The sequence below is a fragment of the Metabacillus indicus LMG 22858 genome (assembly GCF_000708755.2).
Classification (GTDB): Bacteria; Bacillota; Bacilli; order Bacillales; family Bacillaceae; genus Bacillus_P; species Bacillus_P indicus.
Window position 1 is genome coordinate 635,610 of the sequence record NZ_JGVU02000001.1, and the last position, 18,388, is coordinate 653,997.

The window sequence follows — 18,388 nt, forward strand, 5'->3', positions numbered from 1 at the left end:
CTTTTTGCTATTTAATTCAGTTCAAGCAGTTCAATCCGGTTTCCGAACGGATCGTAAAATGAAAATCTGTTAACACCCGGAACCCCAATTTCTTCTTTTATCTCTACAGAAAGCTTAGTCAGAAAATCCCTGGCACCTTCAAGATCTTCTACTTCAAAGGCAGGATGCCGCTTGCTTTTGGTGCCGTCCGTTTCCTCAAGGCCGATATGAAGTTCTATTTCTCCTGCCCGGCACCAGAAACCGCCATTTTTCAGAAGGGCAGGCGGCTTGGGTATCTCTTCAAATCCGAGCTCTTGAATGTAAAACTTTCGGGCATGTTCTTCTTCTGCAGGAGAAACGCACAGCTGCAGATGATGGAGTCTTTTTATTTTCATTAGAAAACCTCCTATACGATAAGGTTATAGAATAACTGCAGAATGAGGAGAACAGTGATCAGGCGTATCAGCCAAGCCGCCTGTTTAAAACTGAGCTTTGCTGCAAAACGTACGGCAATCTGTGCTCCAAGTATGCTTCCTGCAGCAAGGCTCAGCGCAATATTCCAGTTCATGATGCCTGAGAAGGCGTAGGCTGTGAATGCCCCGGTGCAGCTTAAGAAAGTCTGAAAACGTGTAAAGGCAACCGATTTAATATAGGTAAATCCGTTATGCAAAAAAGTGTACATAAGGAGAGTTCCCTGTCCGGGGCCGAACATGCCGTCATACGCTCCAATTCCAAATACAAGCGGGTAAAGCCGTTTCTTCAGCCGGGGTTCGGCCATTTTCTGTTCCTGCGGTTTTTTCAAAAGATTGAGCCCTAAAGCGAAAAGGAGGAGAAAAAGAGCGATGACAGTCATCACTTCCCCGTTCAGCTGACTTGTGAAGTAAGCCCCGAGTATGCCTCCGCCAATCGTAAAAGGCGCAGTTGCCGCCATTTCTTTTACGTTCGCTTCCTTTTTTTTCACAAGGACAGCAAAGCTTGAAAACGAACTTAGCGTATTTGCAAATTTGTTGGAGGAGATAATGGTGTGAATAGGCAGTCCGTACATGAGCATAAGGGGCATGTTAATCATCCCGCCGCTTCCTGCAAGTGTTCCGATGAAGGTTGCTGCAGTACCGATGAAAAAAATCGGCCATTCCATAAAGCATCACATCTTCCTGAGGGGTTAAAGCGCGCTTTTCAACCTTAGTATATTCTTCGAGTGACAATAATGAAATTATGAATAAATTAGCATATAATATAAGGAAAACTTATAGAGGAGGTATTTATGCAGCTGACTGAATTAAAAATGCTCGTAGTTCTATCTGAAGAAATGAATATGAGAAAAGCATCCGAACGGCTTTTTGTTTCCCAGCCTGCGCTGTCACAAAGGCTGCAGTCCATCGAGAAGTCATGGGGCTTTCAAATTTTTATCCGTTCACAAAAAGGGCTGACGCTTACGCCTGCGGGAGAAAAGATTGTAGCATTCGCAAAAGAAGTGACAAAGAAAGAAGAAAAACTGCGTGAAGAAATTTCAGAGCTTGAAGGAGAAGTGCACGGAACGCTGAAAATCGCTGTGGCATCCATCATTGGACAGCACTGGCTGCCTAACATCCTAAAAAAATATGTCAGCAAATATCCTCATGCAAAGATTTCCCTTGTTACGGGGTGGAGCAGCGAGATTTTAAAAAGCATGTATGAAGATCACGTTCACCTTGGCATCATCAGAGGAAATCCGGAGTGGAAAGGGGTCAAGAAGCACTTGCTGACAGACACCCTGTACTTAGTGGATTCAGAAATTCATAAGGTTGAGGATTTAATTGATACCGAGCGGCCCTTTATTCAGTTTAAAAGTGACTCATCCTATTATCAGGAGATTCAGGATTGGTGGCATAAACATTTTCAGAGCAGTCCAAAGCGCACGATTGTTGTCGACCAGATTGAAACGTGCAAACAAATGGCCTACAACGGAATCGGATATGCGATACTTCCGTCAGTCACGCTTGTGGACGACAATCGGGACATTCATAAAATCCCATTATTAAACGAGCACGGAGATCCAATAGTAAGGGATACATGGCTGCTTGGGTTTGAGTCATCGTTTAAATTGAAACAAGTGCAGGCATTTCTCGATATTCTGAACGAAGAAGGGATATCGTAAAAGTGACGATTTTTTTGCAAGCAGCTGATAAAGCTGTTTTTTTATTTCAGCTAATGTTTGCAGATACAGCTGCAGAAGGGAGGCTGCCGGAAAATCAATGATAGGAATGCAGCGCCAGGTTTCAGCTTGTCAACAAACCCGTCCTTTGATACAGTAATGAGGTATATAGTCTGAAGGAGGAATACATATGAAAATGATGGATGCGAATGAGATTATCTCGTTCATTCAAAATAGTACAAAATCGACACCTGTGAAAGTTTATGTGAAAGGTGATCTTGAAGGAATCGATTTTGGATCTTCTTCACAAACATTCATAAACGGCAACAGCGGTGTTGTTTTTGGCGAATGGGCTGAAATTCAAACGGTTCTTTCTCAAAATCAAGCGAAAATAGATGATTTTGTTGTGGAAAATGACCGCCGCAATTCAGCGATTCCGCTTCTTGACATGAAAAACATCAAAGCGCGAATTGAGCCAGGCGCAATTATCCGCGACCAAGTGGAAATCGGCGATAACGCTGTTATTATGATGGGAGCTTCCATCAACATCGGTTCAGTAATCGGCGAAGGCACGATGATTGATATGAACGTTGTTCTTGGCGGCCGTGCTACAGTAGGGAAAAACTGCCATATTGGAGCGGGATCTGTTCTTGCAGGCGTCATCGAACCGCCATCTGCAAAGCCGGTTGTCATCGAAGATGATGTTGTTATCGGAGCCAATGCCGTTGTATTAGAAGGTGTTACTGTAGGTAAAGGCGCTGTCGTTGCTGCAGGCGCAATCGTCATTGATGATGTTGAGCCTTATACAGTTGTAGCAGGTACGCCTGCCCGCAAAATTAAAGAAATCGATGAAAAAACAAAATCAAAAACTGAAATCAAACAAGAGCTTAGACAGCTTTAATACTTGAATGATTGACCGGCGTGGGTGTTTTAGCACCCACGCCTTCTCTATAGAATCAGGGGGGATACGATTGGATCAAATGCACCTATTGTCAAAAATCAGACAGGATCTGCACCGCATTCCTGAGCTTGGCTTCCAGGAGTTTAAAACTCAAGCCTACCTTTTGGAACATCTCGGGCATTTACCGGCAGAAAGACTCGAAATCAAAAAGTGGAAAACCGGTTTGTTTGTAAAAGTGAAAGGAACAGCTCCTTTGAAAACACTTGCTTACCGTGCAGATATTGACGGACTTCCCATCCGGGAGGAAACAGGCTATGAGTTCAAGTCCCATCATCCTGAGCTCATGCACGCTTGCGGCCATGATTTCCATATGACGATTGCGCTTGGAATCATTCAGTATTTCGTCAAGCACCCTGTAAGAGATGATCTGCTGTTTCTTTTTCAGCCTGCAGAGGAAGGTCCCGGAGGAGCTGAACCGATGCTAAGGAGCGAAATAATGAAGGAGTGGAAGCCTGATTTCATTACGGCTCTTCACATTGCCCCTGAATATCCTGTCGGGACAATCGCTACACGTCCCGGTCTTTTATTTGCGAATACATCGGAATTATTCATTGACTTAAAGGGGAAAGGCGGACATGCAGCCTATCCGCATACGGCTCAAGACATGATTGTAGCGGCTGCATCACTTGTCACCCAGCTTCAGACGGTTGTTTCAAGAAACGTTGATCCGCTTGACAGTGCGGTGATTACGTTCGGGAAGATAACAGGAGGCACCGTTCAGAACATTATTGCAGAGAACGCAAGGCTTGAAGGAACAATCCGGACACTGTCCGTAGAGTCGATGGATAAAGTGAAAGAACGGATTGAAGCCCTTGTGAGAGGGCTTGAGGTCGGCTATTCCTGCAGCGCGTCCATTGATTACGGTTCGATGTACCATCAGGTATACAACCATCATGAGCTGACGGAAGAATTCATGGAATTTGCAAAAGTGAACACAGATACTGAGGTTGTACTGTGCAGAGAGGCCATGACGGGCGAAGATTTTGGATATATGCTGGATGAGATTCCGGGATTTATGTTCTGGCTCGGAGTGGACTCCCCGTTTGGACTTCATCATTCAAAGCTTCAGCCTAAAGAGGAAGCAATAGGGGCGGCTGTTGACCTTATGTGCAGATATTTTCTCTACAAAGCGAACGGCTTATCAGAATAAAGGTCCCTCCTATGAGACACATTAGTCTTAGGAGGTGGATGAGATGCCAAAAATCGGTGTTGAACAATCATTATCAGACGTAACAGCTGCACTTCAGTCAAAGGGGTATGATGTTGTAGAACTCCGCAATGAAGAGGATGCAAAAGGCTGTGACTGCTGCATTATTACAGGCCAGGATTCCAACATTATGGGAATCAGCAATGCTGTAACAAGCGGTTCTGTTTTTACAGCAAGCGGTTATACAGCTGATGAAATCTGCCAGCAGGTAGAGAGCAGGCTTCAATAAAAAAGAAATGAGCTGCCGAAGCCGGCAGCTCATTTGCTGTTTTTTTACTGTTTCTTCTCAATATAAACCTGATGAGGAAACGGGATTTCAATTCCGTGTGCATCAAGTGTTTCTTTCACTTTTTTACGAAGATTGCGCTCTACGCCCCATTGCATCATATTCTCTGTCTTGGCGATAATCCGGATCACAACATCCGATGCGCCAAGGCTTTGAACACCGATCACACTTGGTCCTTCAATGATCGATGCATCCTCGGCGGCCATTTCATCACACGCCTTTTGAATAACCGATATAGCCTCATCGATATTATCATCGTATGAAATGCCGATATCAACGAGAGCACGCATGTTGCCTCTTGAATGATTGCTTAAGCTGATGATCTCTCTGTTCGGCACATAATTAAGCGTCCCGTCAAAGCTTCTGATCTGAGTGGTCCGAAGGCCAACCTGCTCAACGATTCCAGAATATCCTGCTGTTGTTACATAATCCTCCACATCAAGCTGTTTTTCAAGGAGCAGGAAGAAGCCTGTCACCACATCGCTGACAAGTCCCTGTGCGCCGAAACCGATGGCAAGTCCTACAACTCCAGCCCCTGCGAGAAGAGCAGTTGCATCGTATTCAAATACTTCAAACACCATCACGACAAAAATAAAGATCAGAATATATGAGAAGAGATTGAGTGTCAGACTCTGCAGCGTTCTGGATCTCCCAATTGAAATGGACTGACGCTCCTGAACCCTCTTAAACGTCTTTTCAACCACTCTTGTGCCAATAGCCCTTACAACCAAAAAAGCAATAAGTATGCCGATCAGCTTGAGTGTGATGACACCGGCTGCAGTCAAAATGCCAACCCAGTTTACTCTGCTGATTAAATCAAAAAATTCCATGAACCAACATCCTTCCTGTACTAATAAAGTAAGACTAATTATTTGGTTACCCCAAGGACATCATGTTAAACTTGATTTTGTAGAATTTAATCAGAAATTGCTGAGATTTGGTGATTGTTTTCAATCTGAAAAGGGAATACCAATACATGTGCTCCTATTTAGGCACAGAGCCTTTTTAAATTAATTATTATTTAACATTGACTAAAAATAGTCGTTGCACTATAATGGTCAATGTGAAATAAACAAGACAACAATTGAGAAAATCGATTTGTGATTCTCAATTAAGCTGATATCGATACCAGATATCAATTACATATTGGAGGGATACATCATGGCAGAACGCATGGTAGGTAAACAAGCACCGCGCTTTGAAATGGATGCGGTAATGGCTGACAAGGAATTTGGAAAAGTAAGCCTTGAAGAAAATATGAAAAACGACAAATGGACAGTGCTGTTCTTTTATCCAATGGACTTCACGTTCGTTTGCCCGACTGAAATTACATCAATGTCAGACCGTTATGATGAGTTTGAAGATCTTGATGCTGAAGTAATCGGCGTTTCTACTGATACAATTCACACTCATCTTGCATGGATCAACACAGACCGCAAAGAAAACGGCCTTGGCGATCTTAAATTCCCGCTTGCAGCGGATACAAACCATATGGTTTCACGCGAATACGGCGTCCTTATTGAAGAAGAAGGCGTAGCTCTTCGCGGACTATTCATCATCAATCCTGACGGCGAACTTCAATACGCTGTTGTTAACCACAACAACATCGGCCGTGACGTAGATGAAACACTTCGTGTGCTTCAGGCTCTTCAAACTGGCGGACTTTGCCCGGCTAACTGGAAACCTGGACAAGCTACACTTTAATAAACGGTTGATGAGAGGTCTAACTATTTGTTAGGCCTTTTTTAAACAAGCAATGGAGGGAAACACAATGAAATTACGTGCACAAATGCCGGAATTAAGCGGCGCGACTGAATGGCTGAACGGCCAGCAGACGAAAGAAGATTTAATTGGAGAAAAACCTACACTGATTCACTTCTGGTCAGTAAGCTGCCACCTCTGCAAAGAAGCAATGCCTCAGGTAAATGAATTCAGAGACCAGTATAAAGACAAACTGAATGTAGTGGCTGTTCACATGCCAAGATCAGAAGACGACCTGAACCTTGAGGACATCAAAAAAGTTGCGGCTGAGCATGATATTACACAGCCAATCTTTGTTGACAGTGAGCATAAGCTTACAGATGCATTCGAAAATCAGTATGTTCCTGCTTATTATGTATTTGACAAAACAGGAGCACTCCGTCACTTCCAGGCAGGCGGAAGCGGCATGAAAATGCTTGAGAAACGTGTAAACCGCGTGCTTGCCGAAACAGAAAACGCAGAATGAAAAAATAGCGCTCCGTTCTGCGGAGCGCTTTCTTTTTTCGACATTTTTAACCATTTATTTGATTTTCTAAACCTTTCCATGTATAATGAAAAAGTTAGTTCATTATGAAATACCCTTCTACCATATTAATAATGAGTCAATCAGTCCTTATATGGACAAATGCTTCAAATTCAAATCCTTTGATTTTTGTTAGCTCAATTCAAGCTGGCGCGGTCATCGGAGCCGCAAGGACGAGAGAGAGGTAGGGCTTTCGTTGCTTTGTGTTCACAGATAATAAATGAATAACCAATAGATTTGTCAAACTATCAAAATCTTTTCATGATTTTATATGGCATTTAGCATTCACATGTTATAAAGACTATCTATTCCTCTAATTGATACTCTTTATAATATGTGAATATTTTATTTACCATGTTGTAAATAGTAGGGCATATTAAAAAATTTTTGGAGGTTTTCTCTCATGACGACTGGAAAAGTAAAATGGTTCAATTCAGAAAAAGGCTTTGGATTTATCGAAGTTGAAGGCGGAAACGACGTATTCGTTCACTTCAGCGCGATCACAGGCGAAGGGTACAAAACATTAGAAGAAGGCCAAGAAGTTGAATTCAACATCGTTGAAGGCAACCGCGGACCTCAAGCTGAGAATGTTGTAAAATTATAATGAACGAAAAAGCCGCTCAGGTCTGAGCGGCTTTTTTATGCGCTTTTTTCCTGGATTTGCAGCAAAAAAAACCAGGAAATCCAGGTTTAGAACTGATGGCTGGACCTTTCGCAGTTTCGTGCGATGCAAGCGGGTAATGACCTTTCGCAGAGTCCGTTGATGCATGAGGTGTCATAAGCAACTGGTATATGACCTTCGGCAGATTCAGCTGATGAAGGAAGGGTCATAAGCAAGCAGGTAATGACCTCTCGCAGAGTTCTTCAAAGCCTGAAGGGTCATAAGCAATCAGTTAATGACCTTTCGCAGAGTCCGTCGATGCATGAGGGGTCATAAGCAATAAGGCAATGACCTTTCACAGAACCCATCGATGCATATAGAGTCATAAGATGCTAAAATATGACCTTTCACAAAGTCCGGTGATGAATGAAAGGTCATAAATATCTTTGGAAACGGTTACCTTTATCAGCTCATGAAAAATCCATTGACACGAGTATCTGCATCCTGTATCGTGGTCGAGTATGTGTTAAAAATTTAGGAGGCTCACCATGAATCAACAAAATGTACAGCAAGTAAAAATCACTACTGCAGATCCTTCAGCAATCGGGCTTTTTGGACTCGCTATGGTAACACTAGTGGCTTCGTCACAAAAACTAGGATTAACTGACGGGCTTTCTCTTATATTGCCTTGGGCTATATTCCTCGGAGGTTTTGCCCAGCTTTTTGCAAGTATTCACGACGCAAAGCATAACAACACATTTGGAACAACTGCTTTTGGCGCTTTTGGCCTTTTCTGGCTTGGAGTCGGCGCAACTTGGCTGATTCAAATGGGAGTGTTCGGCGAGAAGCTTGCAGCAGCTGCCGATCCGAAACAGCTTGGCTTTGCCTTTATCGGCTATCTGATCTTCAGTCTGTTCATGACAGTCGGTGCGATGGAAACACATAAGGTATTGTTTTTGATTTTTGTTTTTATCGATTTTTTATTTATCGGACTTTCATTAAGTGCTTTTGATATCATGCATGAGGCAACCCACATGCTTGCTGCTGTATCTGAAATGATCATTGCCCTGCTGTCGTTCTACGGTTCTGCTGCAGCGGTGCTGAATACTCATTTCGGAAAAACAGTGCTGCCTGTTGGAAAACCTTTTGGGATTTTCAAAAAATAAGCAAAAGAAAAACGAGCAGGGTGCTTACCCTGCTCGTTTTTTTTCTATTCTTCTCTGTAATGCTTCTGGCAAAATGCTTTAACCATCATTTCTTCTTCTTCTTCAAGCTCAAAATCAAGGACGGCATTTGTTTCCTGCTCCATCAGATGATAAACAGAAACGGTTCCTTCACCGGTGTCGTTAACAGCAAAAATCACCTTCATGAGAAGACCTTTTTCAGTATAAAGCTCATCCTCTTCATCTACCTCAAGGTCAAGAATAAATTCATACCGGTCTCCGGTGAGAATGCCAAATGGATCCTGCAGTTTTTCAACCGTATAGGCTGCAATGTTCATTATGTATCATTCCAATCTTTCAGGGTATACTCCCTACCTATCCTACCTAAAAAGTGTCCATAAAACAACTTTATAGAAAAGAGTGTCAGATTTACTGACAGCACTCTGCTTATATTTTACATTCTGCAAGACAAATCTCCTTAACCATTTAACAATTTGTACAGTGTAAACCCAATTTGTTAAAAGTAAAATAGAGACAGGTATTATTTTTTTAATATTTAGACTATTTATTTGACGCAGAGGAGGTTTTTTATATGCCGGATAAGGTGGTCATCGGTTTAATTCAGGCAAGCAACGATACAGACGGAAATGAGGCTGTGGATATCCATAAAGAACGGGCGATTGAAAAGCACGTGAAGCTTGTGAGGGAAGCAAGCAGCAGGGGTGCGCAGATTGTCTGTCTTCAGGAGATATTCTACGGCCCTTATTTCTGCACGGAACAGAATACGAAATGGTACGATGCAGCAGAGGAAATTCCAAACGGGCCGACCACAAAACGGTTTCAGGAGCTTGCCCGGGAGCTTGGAACGGTGATCGTGCTGCCGATCTATGAAAGGGAAGGAATAGCAACCTATTATAATACAGCTGCTGTCATTGACGCGGATGGAACGTATTTAGGGAAATACCGCAAACATCATATCCCTCATGTCGGAGTCGGAAAAGACGGCGGCGGTTTTTGGGAGAAGTTCTACTTTAAGCCAGGCAATCTAGGCTACCCTGTTTTTGATACAGCGTTTGCGAAGATCGGTGTCTATATTTGCTATGACAGGCACTTTCCTGAGGGAGCAAGGCTTCTCGGGCTGAACGGTGCGGAAATTGTTTTTAATCCTTCAGCAACAGTTGCAGGCCTGTCTGAATACCTTTGGAAGCTTGAACAGCCTGCACATGCTGTCGCAAATGGCTATTATATTGGCGCCATCAACAGGGTGGGATATGAGGGGCCTTGGAATATGGGTGAATTTTACGGACAATCCTATCTCGCCGATCCAAGGGGCAGATTTGTTGCGGAAGGAAGCCGTGACAGAGATGAAGTGGTCATTGGAGAGATGGATAAAAAAGTGATCCGCGAAGTCCGGGATACCTGGCAATTTTACCGTGACAGACGCCCTGAAACGTATCAGGAAATGACGGCCCTGCTGCCTTAAAAAGGAGGTAATGAGCTTGATGAGAGAGATTACGGCCCATGAACTTGAACAAAATTTCATGGAAGTAGAACCGCCCCTGTCTGCCAGGGAAGCACTTGAGGAAGCAAACCGGTGCTTGTACTGCTATGATGCACCGTGCATTAAAGCCTGTCCGACCGGCATCGATATTCCTTCTTTTATTAAGAAAATCGCTTCAGGAAATTTGAAAGGATCAGCTAAAACCATTATGTCGGCAAATCCCGTCGGCGCAAGCTGCTCCCGTGTTTGTCCGACTGAGGAACTTTGCGAGGGAGCCTGTGTGCTGAATTCTTCCACGAAACCGATTATGATCGGCAACCTTCAGCGCTATGCAACCGACTGGGCGATTCATAATGAGCAGGTCCTGTTTAAAGCAGGGGAGAAGAACGGAAAAAACGTTGCCGTTGTAGGCGGCGGTCCTGCAGGTCTCTCGGCTGCAAGAGAACTTGCCCTGCTTGGATATGAAGTCACCATTTTTGAAGCGGAAAGTCAGGCAGGCGGCTTAAACACATACGGCATTGTTTCATTCAGGCTGCCGCAGGCCATTTCGTTTTGGGAAGTCGATCAGGTGAAGAGCCTAGATGTGAAGATCAGAACGAATACCAAAGTTGGAAGAGACATTTTGCCTTCAGAGCTGCTTGAGGAGTATGATGCCGTGATTCTTGCCACAGGCATGGCTGCTGTGCCAAAGCTTGGCATAGAAGGCGAGGATGCAGATGGTGTCTATGATGCGATTGAATTTGTCAAAGAAACAAAAACGGAAAAAACGCTTAAGCTTGCGGGGAAAAAAGCGGTCGTAATTGGTGCAGGGAATACGGCAATCGATGCTGCAACCTGCTCAGTCCGCCTTGGTGCAGAGGATGTGAGCATTCTTTACAGACGAACAAGAGCTGAAATGACAGCCTACGAGTTTGAGTATGAATTTGCCAAACAGGATGGCGTCGTCTTCAGATGGCTGACGGCACCAAAGCGGATTATTAAAAATGAAGAAAATAAAGTGACTGGCCTTGAATGCATCAAAATGGAGCTTGTTTCAGCAAGAGAAGGAGAACGTCCGCGTCCGGTGCCTGTTGAAGGATCTGAATTCATCATTGAAACAGATGCAGTAATCCGGGCAATCGGCCAATCAAGATATGTATCTCTCATAGAGAGTTTTGGGCTCGACCATGCAGACGGAGTCGTAAAGCTCTCATCAGGGACTTATCAGACCTCGAATGATAAAGTGTTTGCCTGCGGTGACGTAATCTTCGGAAAGGGCCAGGGCGAAGCCATGGTCGTCTCTGCAGCCCAGCAGGGGAAACTGACAGCTTATCAGATTCACAAAAAACTAATATCAGAGGCGCTCAACCCTGCTTTGTGATTTCAATTTGTCATTAGGAACTGCCCACCGCCTAGCTCCTCGGCCAGAACGGCTCAGCCATAAAAAGCAAACCCGGCTTTTTCTGGCTGATCCTTTTCTGTCCTTCGGAGCTGATCGAGGCGGTTCCACTTTTCTATAAAGGAGGATTCACTATGGCTGATTTAAAGATTGATCTTGCCGGGATACGGTCTCCGAATCCGTTCTGGCTTGCTTCAGCTCCGCCGACAAACTCAGGCTATCAGGTTCAGAGGGCATTTGAAGCAGGCTGGGGGGGAGCAGTCTGGAAAACACTCGGTGATCCGATCCTGAATGTTTCATCACGGTTTGCAGCAGTGAGTTTTAATGGACAGCGCGTTGCAGGCTTTAACAATATTGAGCTTATTACGGACCGGCCGCTTGAAGTGAACCTTAAGGAAATTTATGAAACGAAAAAAAGGTTTCCGAATCATGCCATTATCGCTTCTTTAATGGTTGAGCCAAAACAGGAAAAGTGGCATGAAATTGTTAAGCGTGTTGAAGATGTCGGAGTTGACGGGCTCGAACTGAATTTCGGCTGTCCTCACGGTATGGCAGAGCGCGGAATGGGCGCGGCCTCAGGTCAAGTGCCTGACCTTGTTGAAAGGCAGACATACTGGGCGAAAGAAGCTGCGAAAACGCCTGTTATCGTGAAGCTGACGCCGAATATTACGGATATTACCGTGACCGCAGAAGCTGCAGTGGCAGGCGGAGCTGATGCGATCTCGATGATCAATACGATCAACAGCCTTGCAGGAGTAGACATCGATACATGGAATACGATTCCGCATGTAGCAGGAAAAGGGGCTCACGGCGGATATTGCGGTCCTGCTGTTAAGCCGATTGCGCTGAATATGGTCGCTGAATGTGCAAGAAATCCCCGCATCAATGTTCCGATATCAGGAATAGGAGGGATTTCAAACTGGAAGGACACAGTTGAATTCATTCTGATGGGAGCAACCGGCGTGCAGGTATGCACAGCTGCCATGCATCATGGCTTCCGCATTGTTGAAGACATGATTGAAGGTCTTTCAAACTACTTGGATGAAAAGGGTCTTGCGTCCGTTATGGACCTTGTCGGAAAATCGGTTGAGAGGTATTCAGACTGGGGCGAGCTTGATCTGAATTATAAAATTGCTGCAAGAATTAATGAAGATGTCTGCATTAACTGCAATAAATGCCATATTGCCTGCGAAGACACGTCCCATCAGTGCATTGATATGCTGATGACCTCCGACGGAAAACCATACTTGAAAGTCAGGGAAGAAGATTGCGTCGGCTGCAATCTCTGTTCCATCGTCTGTCCTGTTGACGGGGCTATTGACATGGTAGAACTTGCAAATGAACTGCCGCCAATGACGTGGAACGAGCGTCAGTCAGCGATTGCATCTCTTGGAACGTCCAATGCTGTGAAATAGGAAAGGGGGATACACATGAAAAAACTCATTAAAAACGGAACGATTGTGACGGCTTCTGATACCTTTCAGGGAGATATTCTCATTATCGGAGAACAGATTGCTGCCATTGGCCTCAATCTGACAGAAAACGGTGCAGAAATCATTGATGCAAACGGATGCTACATTTTCCCGGGAGGAATTGACCCTCATACACACCTTGATATGCCGTTTGGAGGAACCGTTACAAAAGATGATTTTGAAACAGGGACAACCGCAGCAGCCTTTGGAGGCACAACGACCATCATCGATTTCTGCCTGACGGAAAAAGGAAAGCCATTAAAGGATGCCATAAAGACATGGCATAAGAAATCCAAAGACAAAGCCGTCATTGATTACAGCTTCCACTTAATGATTTCAGAAATCAATGATCAGGTCCTTGATGAATTGCCTTCTGTAATTGAAGAAGAAGGAATTTCCTCCTTTAAAGTCTTTATGGCCTACAAAAATGTTTTTCAGGCAGATGATGAAACCCTTTTCCGGACACTGCTGACCGCAAAAGAGCTAGGCGGTCTTGTCATGGTTCACGCAGAAAACGGGGACGTGATTGATTATTTAACAAAAAAGGCACTCCAAGAGGGCAAAACAGATCCGGTTTATCATGCTCTTACACGTCCGCCTGAAGTAGAAGGCGAAGCAACAGGAAGAGCAGCACAGCTCACAGGTCTTGCGGGATCGCAGCTGTATGTCGTTCATGTTTCCTGTGCAGAGGCTGTAGAAAAAATAGCCGAAGCAAGAAGCAGAGGTTTTGATGTCTGGGGAGAAACATGCCCGCAGTATCTTGTGCTTGATCAGTCTTATTTAGAAAAGCCTGAGTTCGAAGGGGCAAAGTACGTCTGGTCACCGCCGCTGCGCGAGAAAAAGCACCAGGATGTTTTGTGGAACGCCATGAAGACAGGCGTGCTGCAGACACTTGGCTCTGATCAGTGCTCGTTTGATTTTAATGGCCAAAAGGATCTTGGCAAGGGCGATTTCACGAAAATTCCTAACGGCGGGCCGATTATTGAGGACCGTTTCAGCATTCTCTATTCTGAAGGGGTAAGTAAAGGCAGGATCAGTTTAAATCAGTTCGTTGATTTAACGAGCACAAAGGCTGCGAAGCTGTTCGGCCTGTATCCGAAAAAAGGAACCATTGCAGTTGGATCTGATGCTGATCTTGTCCTGTTTGACCCGTCAGCAGAGAGAACGATTTCTGCTTCAACCCACCACATGGCTGTGGACTATAATGCGTTTGAAGGCATGGAGGTGAAAGGAGTGCCCGTTTCTGTTCTTTCAAAAGGGGAATTTGTCGTGCGCGACAGACAGTTTGCAGGAAAAGCAGGGACCGGGCAATATATAAAACGGGCCAAATACGGGGAACAGCTTGGAACAGCCGGCTCTTCAAAAGTCTCAATATAAGAGTAAGGCTTTGAAAATTTAAATGTTTCATGCGGAAGGGGACATGTATTGTGGCGAAAGGTTATTTGAAATCTCCGGATTTGCTGCCGATTCCTCATCATAAGAAAAACATCGGTTCACTTGGTTTTGGCCTGATTTGGGTAGGGATGGCTGTTGTTCTTGCTGCATTTGCCATAGGGGGTTCCGGGGTTCAGTCTCTTCCGCTTGGATGGGTCGTGGCCGCCACCATAGTTGGATCCGTTGCCCTTGGGTTTATTATGACGCTTACGGGCGACATTGGTGTTGAACACGGTTTAAGTTTTCCAGTATATATGAGAGCGCCGTTTGGTACGGTTGGAACACACATTCCGTCTGTTGTGAGGGGATTTGTTGCTTCCTGCTGGTTTGGAGTCAATACGTTTTTCGGAGCAAGCGCGATGAATGCGATTCTTGCAACTTTATTTGGATTTGATAATTGGATGGTCTGCTTCTTCATCTTTGCCATTTTGCAAGTTGTCAACACGGCTCTTGGCATGAAAGCGATCGAGCGCTTTGCAGATCTCGCGGCACCCGTTATTATTCTTATTTCCGGATGGATGTATTTTACGCTGTCAGATCAGGCTCTTGCGCAGGGAAGAAGCGTCTGGTCGTGGGTAGAGAGTCCGGCAGCCGGAGGGGCAGCTGTCACCGCTTTTATGGTTGTCATCATGGCGAACATGGGGTTTTGGGGAACGCTTGCGGCAGATATGCCCTCCCTTTCCAGGTTTGTAAAGGCGCCTAAAATGGAGCGTAATTGGTTTAAGCGAAACAGGAGCCAAATCGCAGGAAATCTGATCGCCTATCCAATTGTTCAAACGTTTATGGTCGTCATTGGTGCTGTGTCCTATATCGCTGTGACGAACTATGATCCTGTTGTTGCCCTGCAGCAGTCTGCAACAGGCATCATTCTCGGCATATTGCTCATTATGATCGTCCTGGCCCAGTGGTCGACAAATACGTCCGCTAACCTCATACCGGCCGCGACCATTTTTTCAAATGTCGGCGGTCCGAAAGTTCCTTTTTGGGCAGGGGTTGCGGTTGCGGGCATAATCGGAATTGTCGTGCAGCCGTGGAGTCTGTTTGGGGTCATTATTGAAATTCTGCTCGTTGTCGGAGGCATTCTTTCTGCCATCTGCGGCATTTTAATTTCAGACTACTATCTTCTCAGAAAGCGGAGAGTGAATGTAAAAGATCTTTACGAAGCTGAAGGGCAGTACAAATACTATAAAGGCATCAATGCAGCGGGCTATATTGCCTGGATTGCCGGGGGAGCAGCTGCAGTCATCTTTAAAGACTACTCTTTTATCATAGGTTTTGCAGCCGGAGGGGCAAGCTACTATCTTCTTGCAAAATACTGGTGGTTTAAAAAATATGCACAGGCTGAGATCAATGACCCGGATGATTCCAAGTATCTTGGCATAACTGCGGGTAACGACTGGATCATTGACCTTGAAGAGGAATATGAACCGAACATCGCAATCACAGCTGCTCCAACAGAACATATTTAATAGGAGGAGAAGGATGTCAGATTATCAGGAGTATCTTGCTGAACGGGACAAAATGGATTACTATCTCGGAAAAGGGTGGAAGATTTCTTCCGTTACGGAAAACCTGAGCGGAGCATTCCTTGTCTTCAAAGATCAGGATGATACTGAGGCGGAGATGCATGTGAAAACGGCTGACGGTCGAAAATACTTTTCGGCCATGCTGATTGCACAAGCTAAAAATTGACATGGTTCGACGCGGATAGGGCAGATTTTGTCCTATCTTTTTTGTGAGAAAAGCTGACAAACGTATAGTGTTCACCCTGTGCCTCTTTTATAATGAAAGGAAGCGACATCAAAAAAGGGGTGTGCGGATGAAATCATACATAACGATTGACGAGATTTTAAATCGAAAGCATTTTTCCCGGACTGAAGTCATCGCAGGAGTAAATGGCCTGCGGCGGCAGCTGAAATGGGTGCATATTGTCGAATCGATACAAATCAGCAATCTTTTAAATGGTCATGAACTGATTCTGACTACCGGTCTTGGTTTCAAGGATCATCCCGGACAACTTGTTTCTTTTCTTCAGCAATTAATCGACAGGCAGGCTGCCGGACTGTGCATTGAGCTCGGCACCCATATCCACACCATACCTGAAGAGGTGATTGCACTTGCAGATTCCCGCCATTTTCCCATCATTCTGTTTCATCACGAAGTGCCTTTTGTTGAAATTACACAAGATGTGCATTCCCTCATCATCAATAAACAATATCAACTGTTATCTGAACTTGAAACCTATTCTCAGCAGCTGAACAAGATGCTTCTTGAAATTGAAGATTACAAGCAAATCCTCAAATTTATGCAGTCCTATCTGGAAGTACAGGTGGCGGCTGTTCTCGGAGGGAATAAAACCGATTTTTTCCCGGAACCTGACAGCAGCGAAAAGGAAGCATTGCTCTTTTCATTAAGAAGTGAGGAAAAGAAAGCAGGGGCGGCCAGCCAGCCCGTCCAAATACTCGGCGAAACGTATGCAGAATTGCATATATGGACCGAGTGCAGAGAACTGAACGAATTTGATCTTCTCGTATTAGACCGAACGGCAAATGCATTTGCCCAGCATTTGCTCAGGGATCTCTATGTAAAAGAGAAAAAAATGGCAGAAGAAAGTGAGTGGCTGACCAACTGGCTTGAGGGGGAATATACCGATGAAGTGATCAAAGAGCAGCTTGCTTTTCAAGATCCCATGCTGAGGCTTAACGGAGGCGCGGTGTGCATCTGCAAATTATCCCCTGATGCAGCAGGCCAGACACAAAATGCAGACAGCACGTATTTTAAGTTATTATTCAGAACCGTTTTTGAACAATTCGGCTTTCACCTGTTTACCGTGGAAGTGCGCCATCACCTGATTTTCATTGCAGGAAACAAACGGAACAGGCAGGACTGGAAAGACCGCATGAGCGGTGCGATTTCAAGAATATATTCAGGAAGCGGAACAGAGAGGCAGAGAGCCTCCTCCCTCACAATCGGTGTGGGAAAATTTGCGGACAGACTGGGGAATATTCCATACAGCTATCAGACGGCCAAAGAAACACTGGCCCTTCAGGACTCTCTCTCAGCAGAAGGGAAAAGCTGCTTTTATCAGGATCTTCATATGTACAGAATGATGTCTCTTTTAAAAAAACACGGTGACCTAGAAGAGACAATCAATGAATACCTCGGTCCCGTTCTTGAATACGACCGCAAGTACAACGGTGATATGCTGATTACGCTGAAAACCTATCTTGCCTGCAGCGGGTCGAAGCAGGAAACCTCCAAAAAGCTCTTTATAGTCAGGCAGACCCTGTACCACCGAATTGAAAAACTTGAGCTTCTTCTTGGGGAGAACTTCATGAATTCAGACAAGCGCCTCGCCCTGGAGTTTATGCTGATGGCCTATGATTTTGTCCGAAATACAGAAGGCACCATCCCGCTGCAGCATAAAATTGAATAGTAGATTAGGAGCACTTCTATACGGAGGTGCTCTTTTTGCTGTGAGGGAGGGGAGTTTCTTACCCTGCAAAACTGAAATTCGATATGTGAGGGTAAGCAAATGATGGAATCGTACCCTCTCAAACTGAAAATCGATATCGGAGGGTAAGCAAATGATGGAATCGTACCCTCTCAAACTGAAAATCGATATCGGAGGGTAAGCAAATGTCTGAATCGTACCCTCTCAAACTGAAAATCGATATCGGAGGGTAAGCAAATGATGGAATCGTACCCTCTCAAACTGAAAATCGATATCAGAGGGTAAGCAAATGATGGAATCGTACCCTCTCAAACTGAAAATCGATATCGGAGGGTAAGCAAATGTCTGAATCGTACCCTCTCAAACTGAAAATCGATATCGGAGGGTAAGCAAATGATGGAATCGTACCCTCTCAAACTGAAAATCGATATCAGAGGGTAAGCAAATGATCGAATCGTACCCTCTCAAACCGTAAATCGATATCGGAGGGTAAGCAAATGATGGAATCGTACCCTCTTAAACTGAAAATCGATA

Annotated in this window: 19 protein-coding genes; 15 read left to right on the forward strand and 4 right to left on the reverse strand. The window is 44.7% G+C overall.

The features are described 5' to 3' along the window. Positions 1-11 precede the first annotated feature (11 nt). Both AZ46_RS03090 and AZ46_RS03095 read right to left on the reverse strand, forming a co-directional pair. Positions 12-374 carry a VOC family protein gene (locus AZ46_RS03090; RefSeq protein ID WP_029281544.1) on the reverse strand — a complete coding sequence of 121 codons (363 nt, stop codon included), beginning with the start codon at positions 372-374 and terminating at the stop codon, positions 12-14. Between the two features lie 11 nt (positions 375-385). Then, complete coding sequence (locus AZ46_RS03095; RefSeq protein ID WP_029281542.1) at positions 386-1,117, reverse strand: sulfite exporter TauE/SafE family protein; 732 nt, start codon at positions 1,115-1,117, stop codon at positions 386-388. A 126-nt stretch (positions 1,118-1,243) separates the two neighbouring features. Between AZ46_RS03095 and AZ46_RS03100 the strand changes: the two genes are divergently transcribed. From AZ46_RS03100 to AZ46_RS03115, 4 genes are all read left to right on the forward strand, one after another. Then, positions 1,244-2,116 carry a LysR family transcriptional regulator gene (locus tag AZ46_RS03100; RefSeq protein ID WP_029281541.1) on the forward strand — a complete coding sequence of 291 codons (873 nt, stop codon included), beginning with the start codon at positions 1,244-1,246 and terminating at the stop codon, positions 2,114-2,116. Positions 2,117-2,303: 187 nt separating this feature from the next. Then, complete coding sequence (gene dapD / locus AZ46_RS03105) at positions 2,304-3,014, forward strand: 2,3,4,5-tetrahydropyridine-2,6-dicarboxylate N-acetyltransferase (protein ID WP_029281540.1); 711 nt, start codon at positions 2,304-2,306, stop codon at positions 3,012-3,014. Positions 3,015-3,093: 79 nt separating this feature from the next. Then, a complete protein-coding gene (locus AZ46_RS03110; protein ID WP_029281539.1) occupies positions 3,094-4,224 on the forward strand; it encodes an N-acetyldiaminopimelate deacetylase in 1,131 nt (376 codons plus the stop codon). Positions 4,225-4,267: 43 nt separating this feature from the next. Next, positions 4,268-4,510, forward strand: a complete 243-nt coding sequence (locus AZ46_RS03115; RefSeq protein WP_029281537.1) for a YkuS family protein — start codon at positions 4,268-4,270, stop codon at positions 4,508-4,510. Positions 4,511-4,554: 44 nt separating this feature from the next. Here AZ46_RS03115 and AZ46_RS03120 read toward each other — a convergent pair whose 3' ends face one another. Next, positions 4,555-5,397 carry a mechanosensitive ion channel family protein gene (locus AZ46_RS03120; protein ID WP_029281535.1) on the reverse strand — a complete coding sequence of 281 codons (843 nt, stop codon included), beginning with the start codon at positions 5,395-5,397 and terminating at the stop codon, positions 4,555-4,557. Between the two features lie 331 nt (positions 5,398-5,728). Here AZ46_RS03120 and AZ46_RS03125 point away from each other — a divergent pair, with 331 nt between their 5' ends. The 4 genes from AZ46_RS03125 (at position 5,729) to AZ46_RS03140 (ending at position 8,618) form a co-directional block, all read left to right on the forward strand. After that, the gene (locus AZ46_RS03125) at positions 5,729-6,271 is read left to right on the forward strand and encodes a peroxiredoxin (protein WP_029281532.1); all 543 of its coding nucleotides are present in this window, start codon (positions 5,729-5,731) and stop codon (positions 6,269-6,271) included. A gap of 67 nt (positions 6,272-6,338) precedes the next feature. Then, positions 6,339-6,794, forward strand: coding sequence for a TlpA disulfide reductase family protein (locus AZ46_RS03130; protein WP_029281531.1), 456 nt, complete (start codon positions 6,339-6,341; stop codon positions 6,792-6,794). 460 nt (positions 6,795-7,254) lie between these two features. Next, the gene (gene cspD, locus AZ46_RS03135) at positions 7,255-7,455 is read left to right on the forward strand and encodes a cold-shock protein CspD (protein WP_029281530.1); all 201 of its coding nucleotides are present in this window, start codon (positions 7,255-7,257) and stop codon (positions 7,453-7,455) included. A 545-nt stretch (positions 7,456-8,000) separates the two neighbouring features. Continuing rightward, positions 8,001-8,618: an acetate uptake transporter gene (locus tag AZ46_RS03140; RefSeq protein ID WP_029281529.1), complete on the forward strand. Its 618-nt coding sequence runs from the start codon at positions 8,001-8,003 to the stop codon at positions 8,616-8,618. Positions 8,619-8,662: 44 nt separating this feature from the next. Here AZ46_RS03140 and AZ46_RS03145 read toward each other — a convergent pair whose 3' ends face one another. Continuing rightward, on the reverse strand, positions 8,663-8,953 hold the full coding sequence (locus AZ46_RS03145; protein ID WP_029281528.1) for a DUF6509 family protein: 291 nt from the start codon (positions 8,951-8,953) through the stop codon (positions 8,663-8,665). Positions 8,954-9,207: 254 nt separating this feature from the next. On the opposite strand from AZ46_RS03145, the gene AZ46_RS03150 reads away from it, so the two are divergent. The 7 genes from AZ46_RS03150 (at position 9,208) to AZ46_RS03180 (ending at position 17,836) form a co-directional block, all read left to right on the forward strand. Next, entirely contained in the window at positions 9,208-10,098 is an 891-nt protein-coding gene (locus tag AZ46_RS03150; RefSeq protein WP_029281527.1) for a nitrilase-related carbon-nitrogen hydrolase, read from the forward strand. A 19-nt stretch (positions 10,099-10,117) separates the two neighbouring features. Next, positions 10,118-11,476 (forward strand): NAD(P)-dependent oxidoreductase, encoded by a 1,359-nt coding sequence (locus tag AZ46_RS03155; RefSeq protein WP_035318998.1) that lies wholly within the window; start codon positions 10,118-10,120, stop codon positions 11,474-11,476. 152 nt (positions 11,477-11,628) lie between these two features. Further along, entirely contained in the window at positions 11,629-12,909 is a 1,281-nt protein-coding gene (preA, locus tag AZ46_RS03160; protein ID WP_029281524.1) for an NAD-dependent dihydropyrimidine dehydrogenase subunit PreA, read from the forward strand. 15 nt (positions 12,910-12,924) lie between these two features. Continuing rightward, positions 12,925-14,343: a dihydropyrimidinase gene (gene hydA, locus AZ46_RS03165; RefSeq protein ID WP_029281523.1), complete on the forward strand. Its 1,419-nt coding sequence runs from the start codon at positions 12,925-12,927 to the stop codon at positions 14,341-14,343. Positions 14,344-14,393: 50 nt separating this feature from the next. After that, positions 14,394-15,869 (forward strand): NCS1 family transporter, encoded by a 1,476-nt coding sequence (locus tag AZ46_RS03170; RefSeq protein WP_234703366.1) that lies wholly within the window; start codon positions 14,394-14,396, stop codon positions 15,867-15,869. A gap of 13 nt (positions 15,870-15,882) precedes the next feature. Next, positions 15,883-16,092 carry a hypothetical protein gene (locus AZ46_RS03175; RefSeq protein WP_029281518.1) on the forward strand — a complete coding sequence of 70 codons (210 nt, stop codon included), beginning with the start codon at positions 15,883-15,885 and terminating at the stop codon, positions 16,090-16,092. 127 nt (positions 16,093-16,219) lie between these two features. Then, positions 16,220-17,836 (forward strand): PucR family transcriptional regulator, encoded by a 1,617-nt coding sequence (locus AZ46_RS03180; protein ID WP_029281516.1) that lies wholly within the window; start codon positions 16,220-16,222, stop codon positions 17,834-17,836. Positions 17,837-18,388 lie beyond the last annotated feature (552 nt).

Coding starts and splice junctions, on each gene's coding strand:
- AZ46_RS03090 (WP_029281544.1), bottom strand. CDS start 374: ATGAAAATAAAAAGACTCCATCATCTGCAGCTGTGCGTTTCTCCTGCA.
- AZ46_RS03095 (WP_029281542.1), bottom strand. CDS start 1,117: ATGGAATGGCCGATTTTTTTCATCGGTACTGCAGCAACCTTCATCGGA.
- AZ46_RS03100 (WP_029281541.1), top strand. CDS start 1,244: ATGCAGCTGACTGAATTAAAAATGCTCGTAGTTCTATCTGAAGAAATG.
- dapD (WP_029281540.1), top strand. CDS start 2,304: ATGAAAATGATGGATGCGAATGAGATTATCTCGTTCATTCAAAATAGT.
- AZ46_RS03110 (WP_029281539.1), top strand. CDS start 3,094: ATGCACCTATTGTCAAAAATCAGACAGGATCTGCACCGCATTCCTGAG.
- AZ46_RS03115 (WP_029281537.1), top strand. CDS start 4,268: ATGCCAAAAATCGGTGTTGAACAATCATTATCAGACGTAACAGCTGCA.
- AZ46_RS03120 (WP_029281535.1), bottom strand. CDS start 5,397: ATGGAATTTTTTGATTTAATCAGCAGAGTAAACTGGGTTGGCATTTTG.
- AZ46_RS03125 (WP_029281532.1), top strand. CDS start 5,729: ATGGCAGAACGCATGGTAGGTAAACAAGCACCGCGCTTTGAAATGGAT.
- AZ46_RS03130 (WP_029281531.1), top strand. CDS start 6,339: ATGAAATTACGTGCACAAATGCCGGAATTAAGCGGCGCGACTGAATGG.
- cspD (WP_029281530.1), top strand. CDS start 7,255: ATGACGACTGGAAAAGTAAAATGGTTCAATTCAGAAAAAGGCTTTGGA.
- AZ46_RS03140 (WP_029281529.1), top strand. CDS start 8,001: ATGAATCAACAAAATGTACAGCAAGTAAAAATCACTACTGCAGATCCT.
- AZ46_RS03145 (WP_029281528.1), bottom strand. CDS start 8,953: ATGAACATTGCAGCCTATACGGTTGAAAAACTGCAGGATCCATTTGGC.
- AZ46_RS03150 (WP_029281527.1), top strand. CDS start 9,208: ATGCCGGATAAGGTGGTCATCGGTTTAATTCAGGCAAGCAACGATACA.
- AZ46_RS03155 (WP_035318998.1), top strand. CDS start 10,118: ATGAGAGAGATTACGGCCCATGAACTTGAACAAAATTTCATGGAAGTA.
- preA (WP_029281524.1), top strand. CDS start 11,629: ATGGCTGATTTAAAGATTGATCTTGCCGGGATACGGTCTCCGAATCCG.
- hydA (WP_029281523.1), top strand. CDS start 12,925: ATGAAAAAACTCATTAAAAACGGAACGATTGTGACGGCTTCTGATACC.
- AZ46_RS03175 (WP_029281518.1), top strand. CDS start 15,883: ATGTCAGATTATCAGGAGTATCTTGCTGAACGGGACAAAATGGATTAC.
- AZ46_RS03180 (WP_029281516.1), top strand. CDS start 16,220: ATGAAATCATACATAACGATTGACGAGATTTTAAATCGAAAGCATTTT.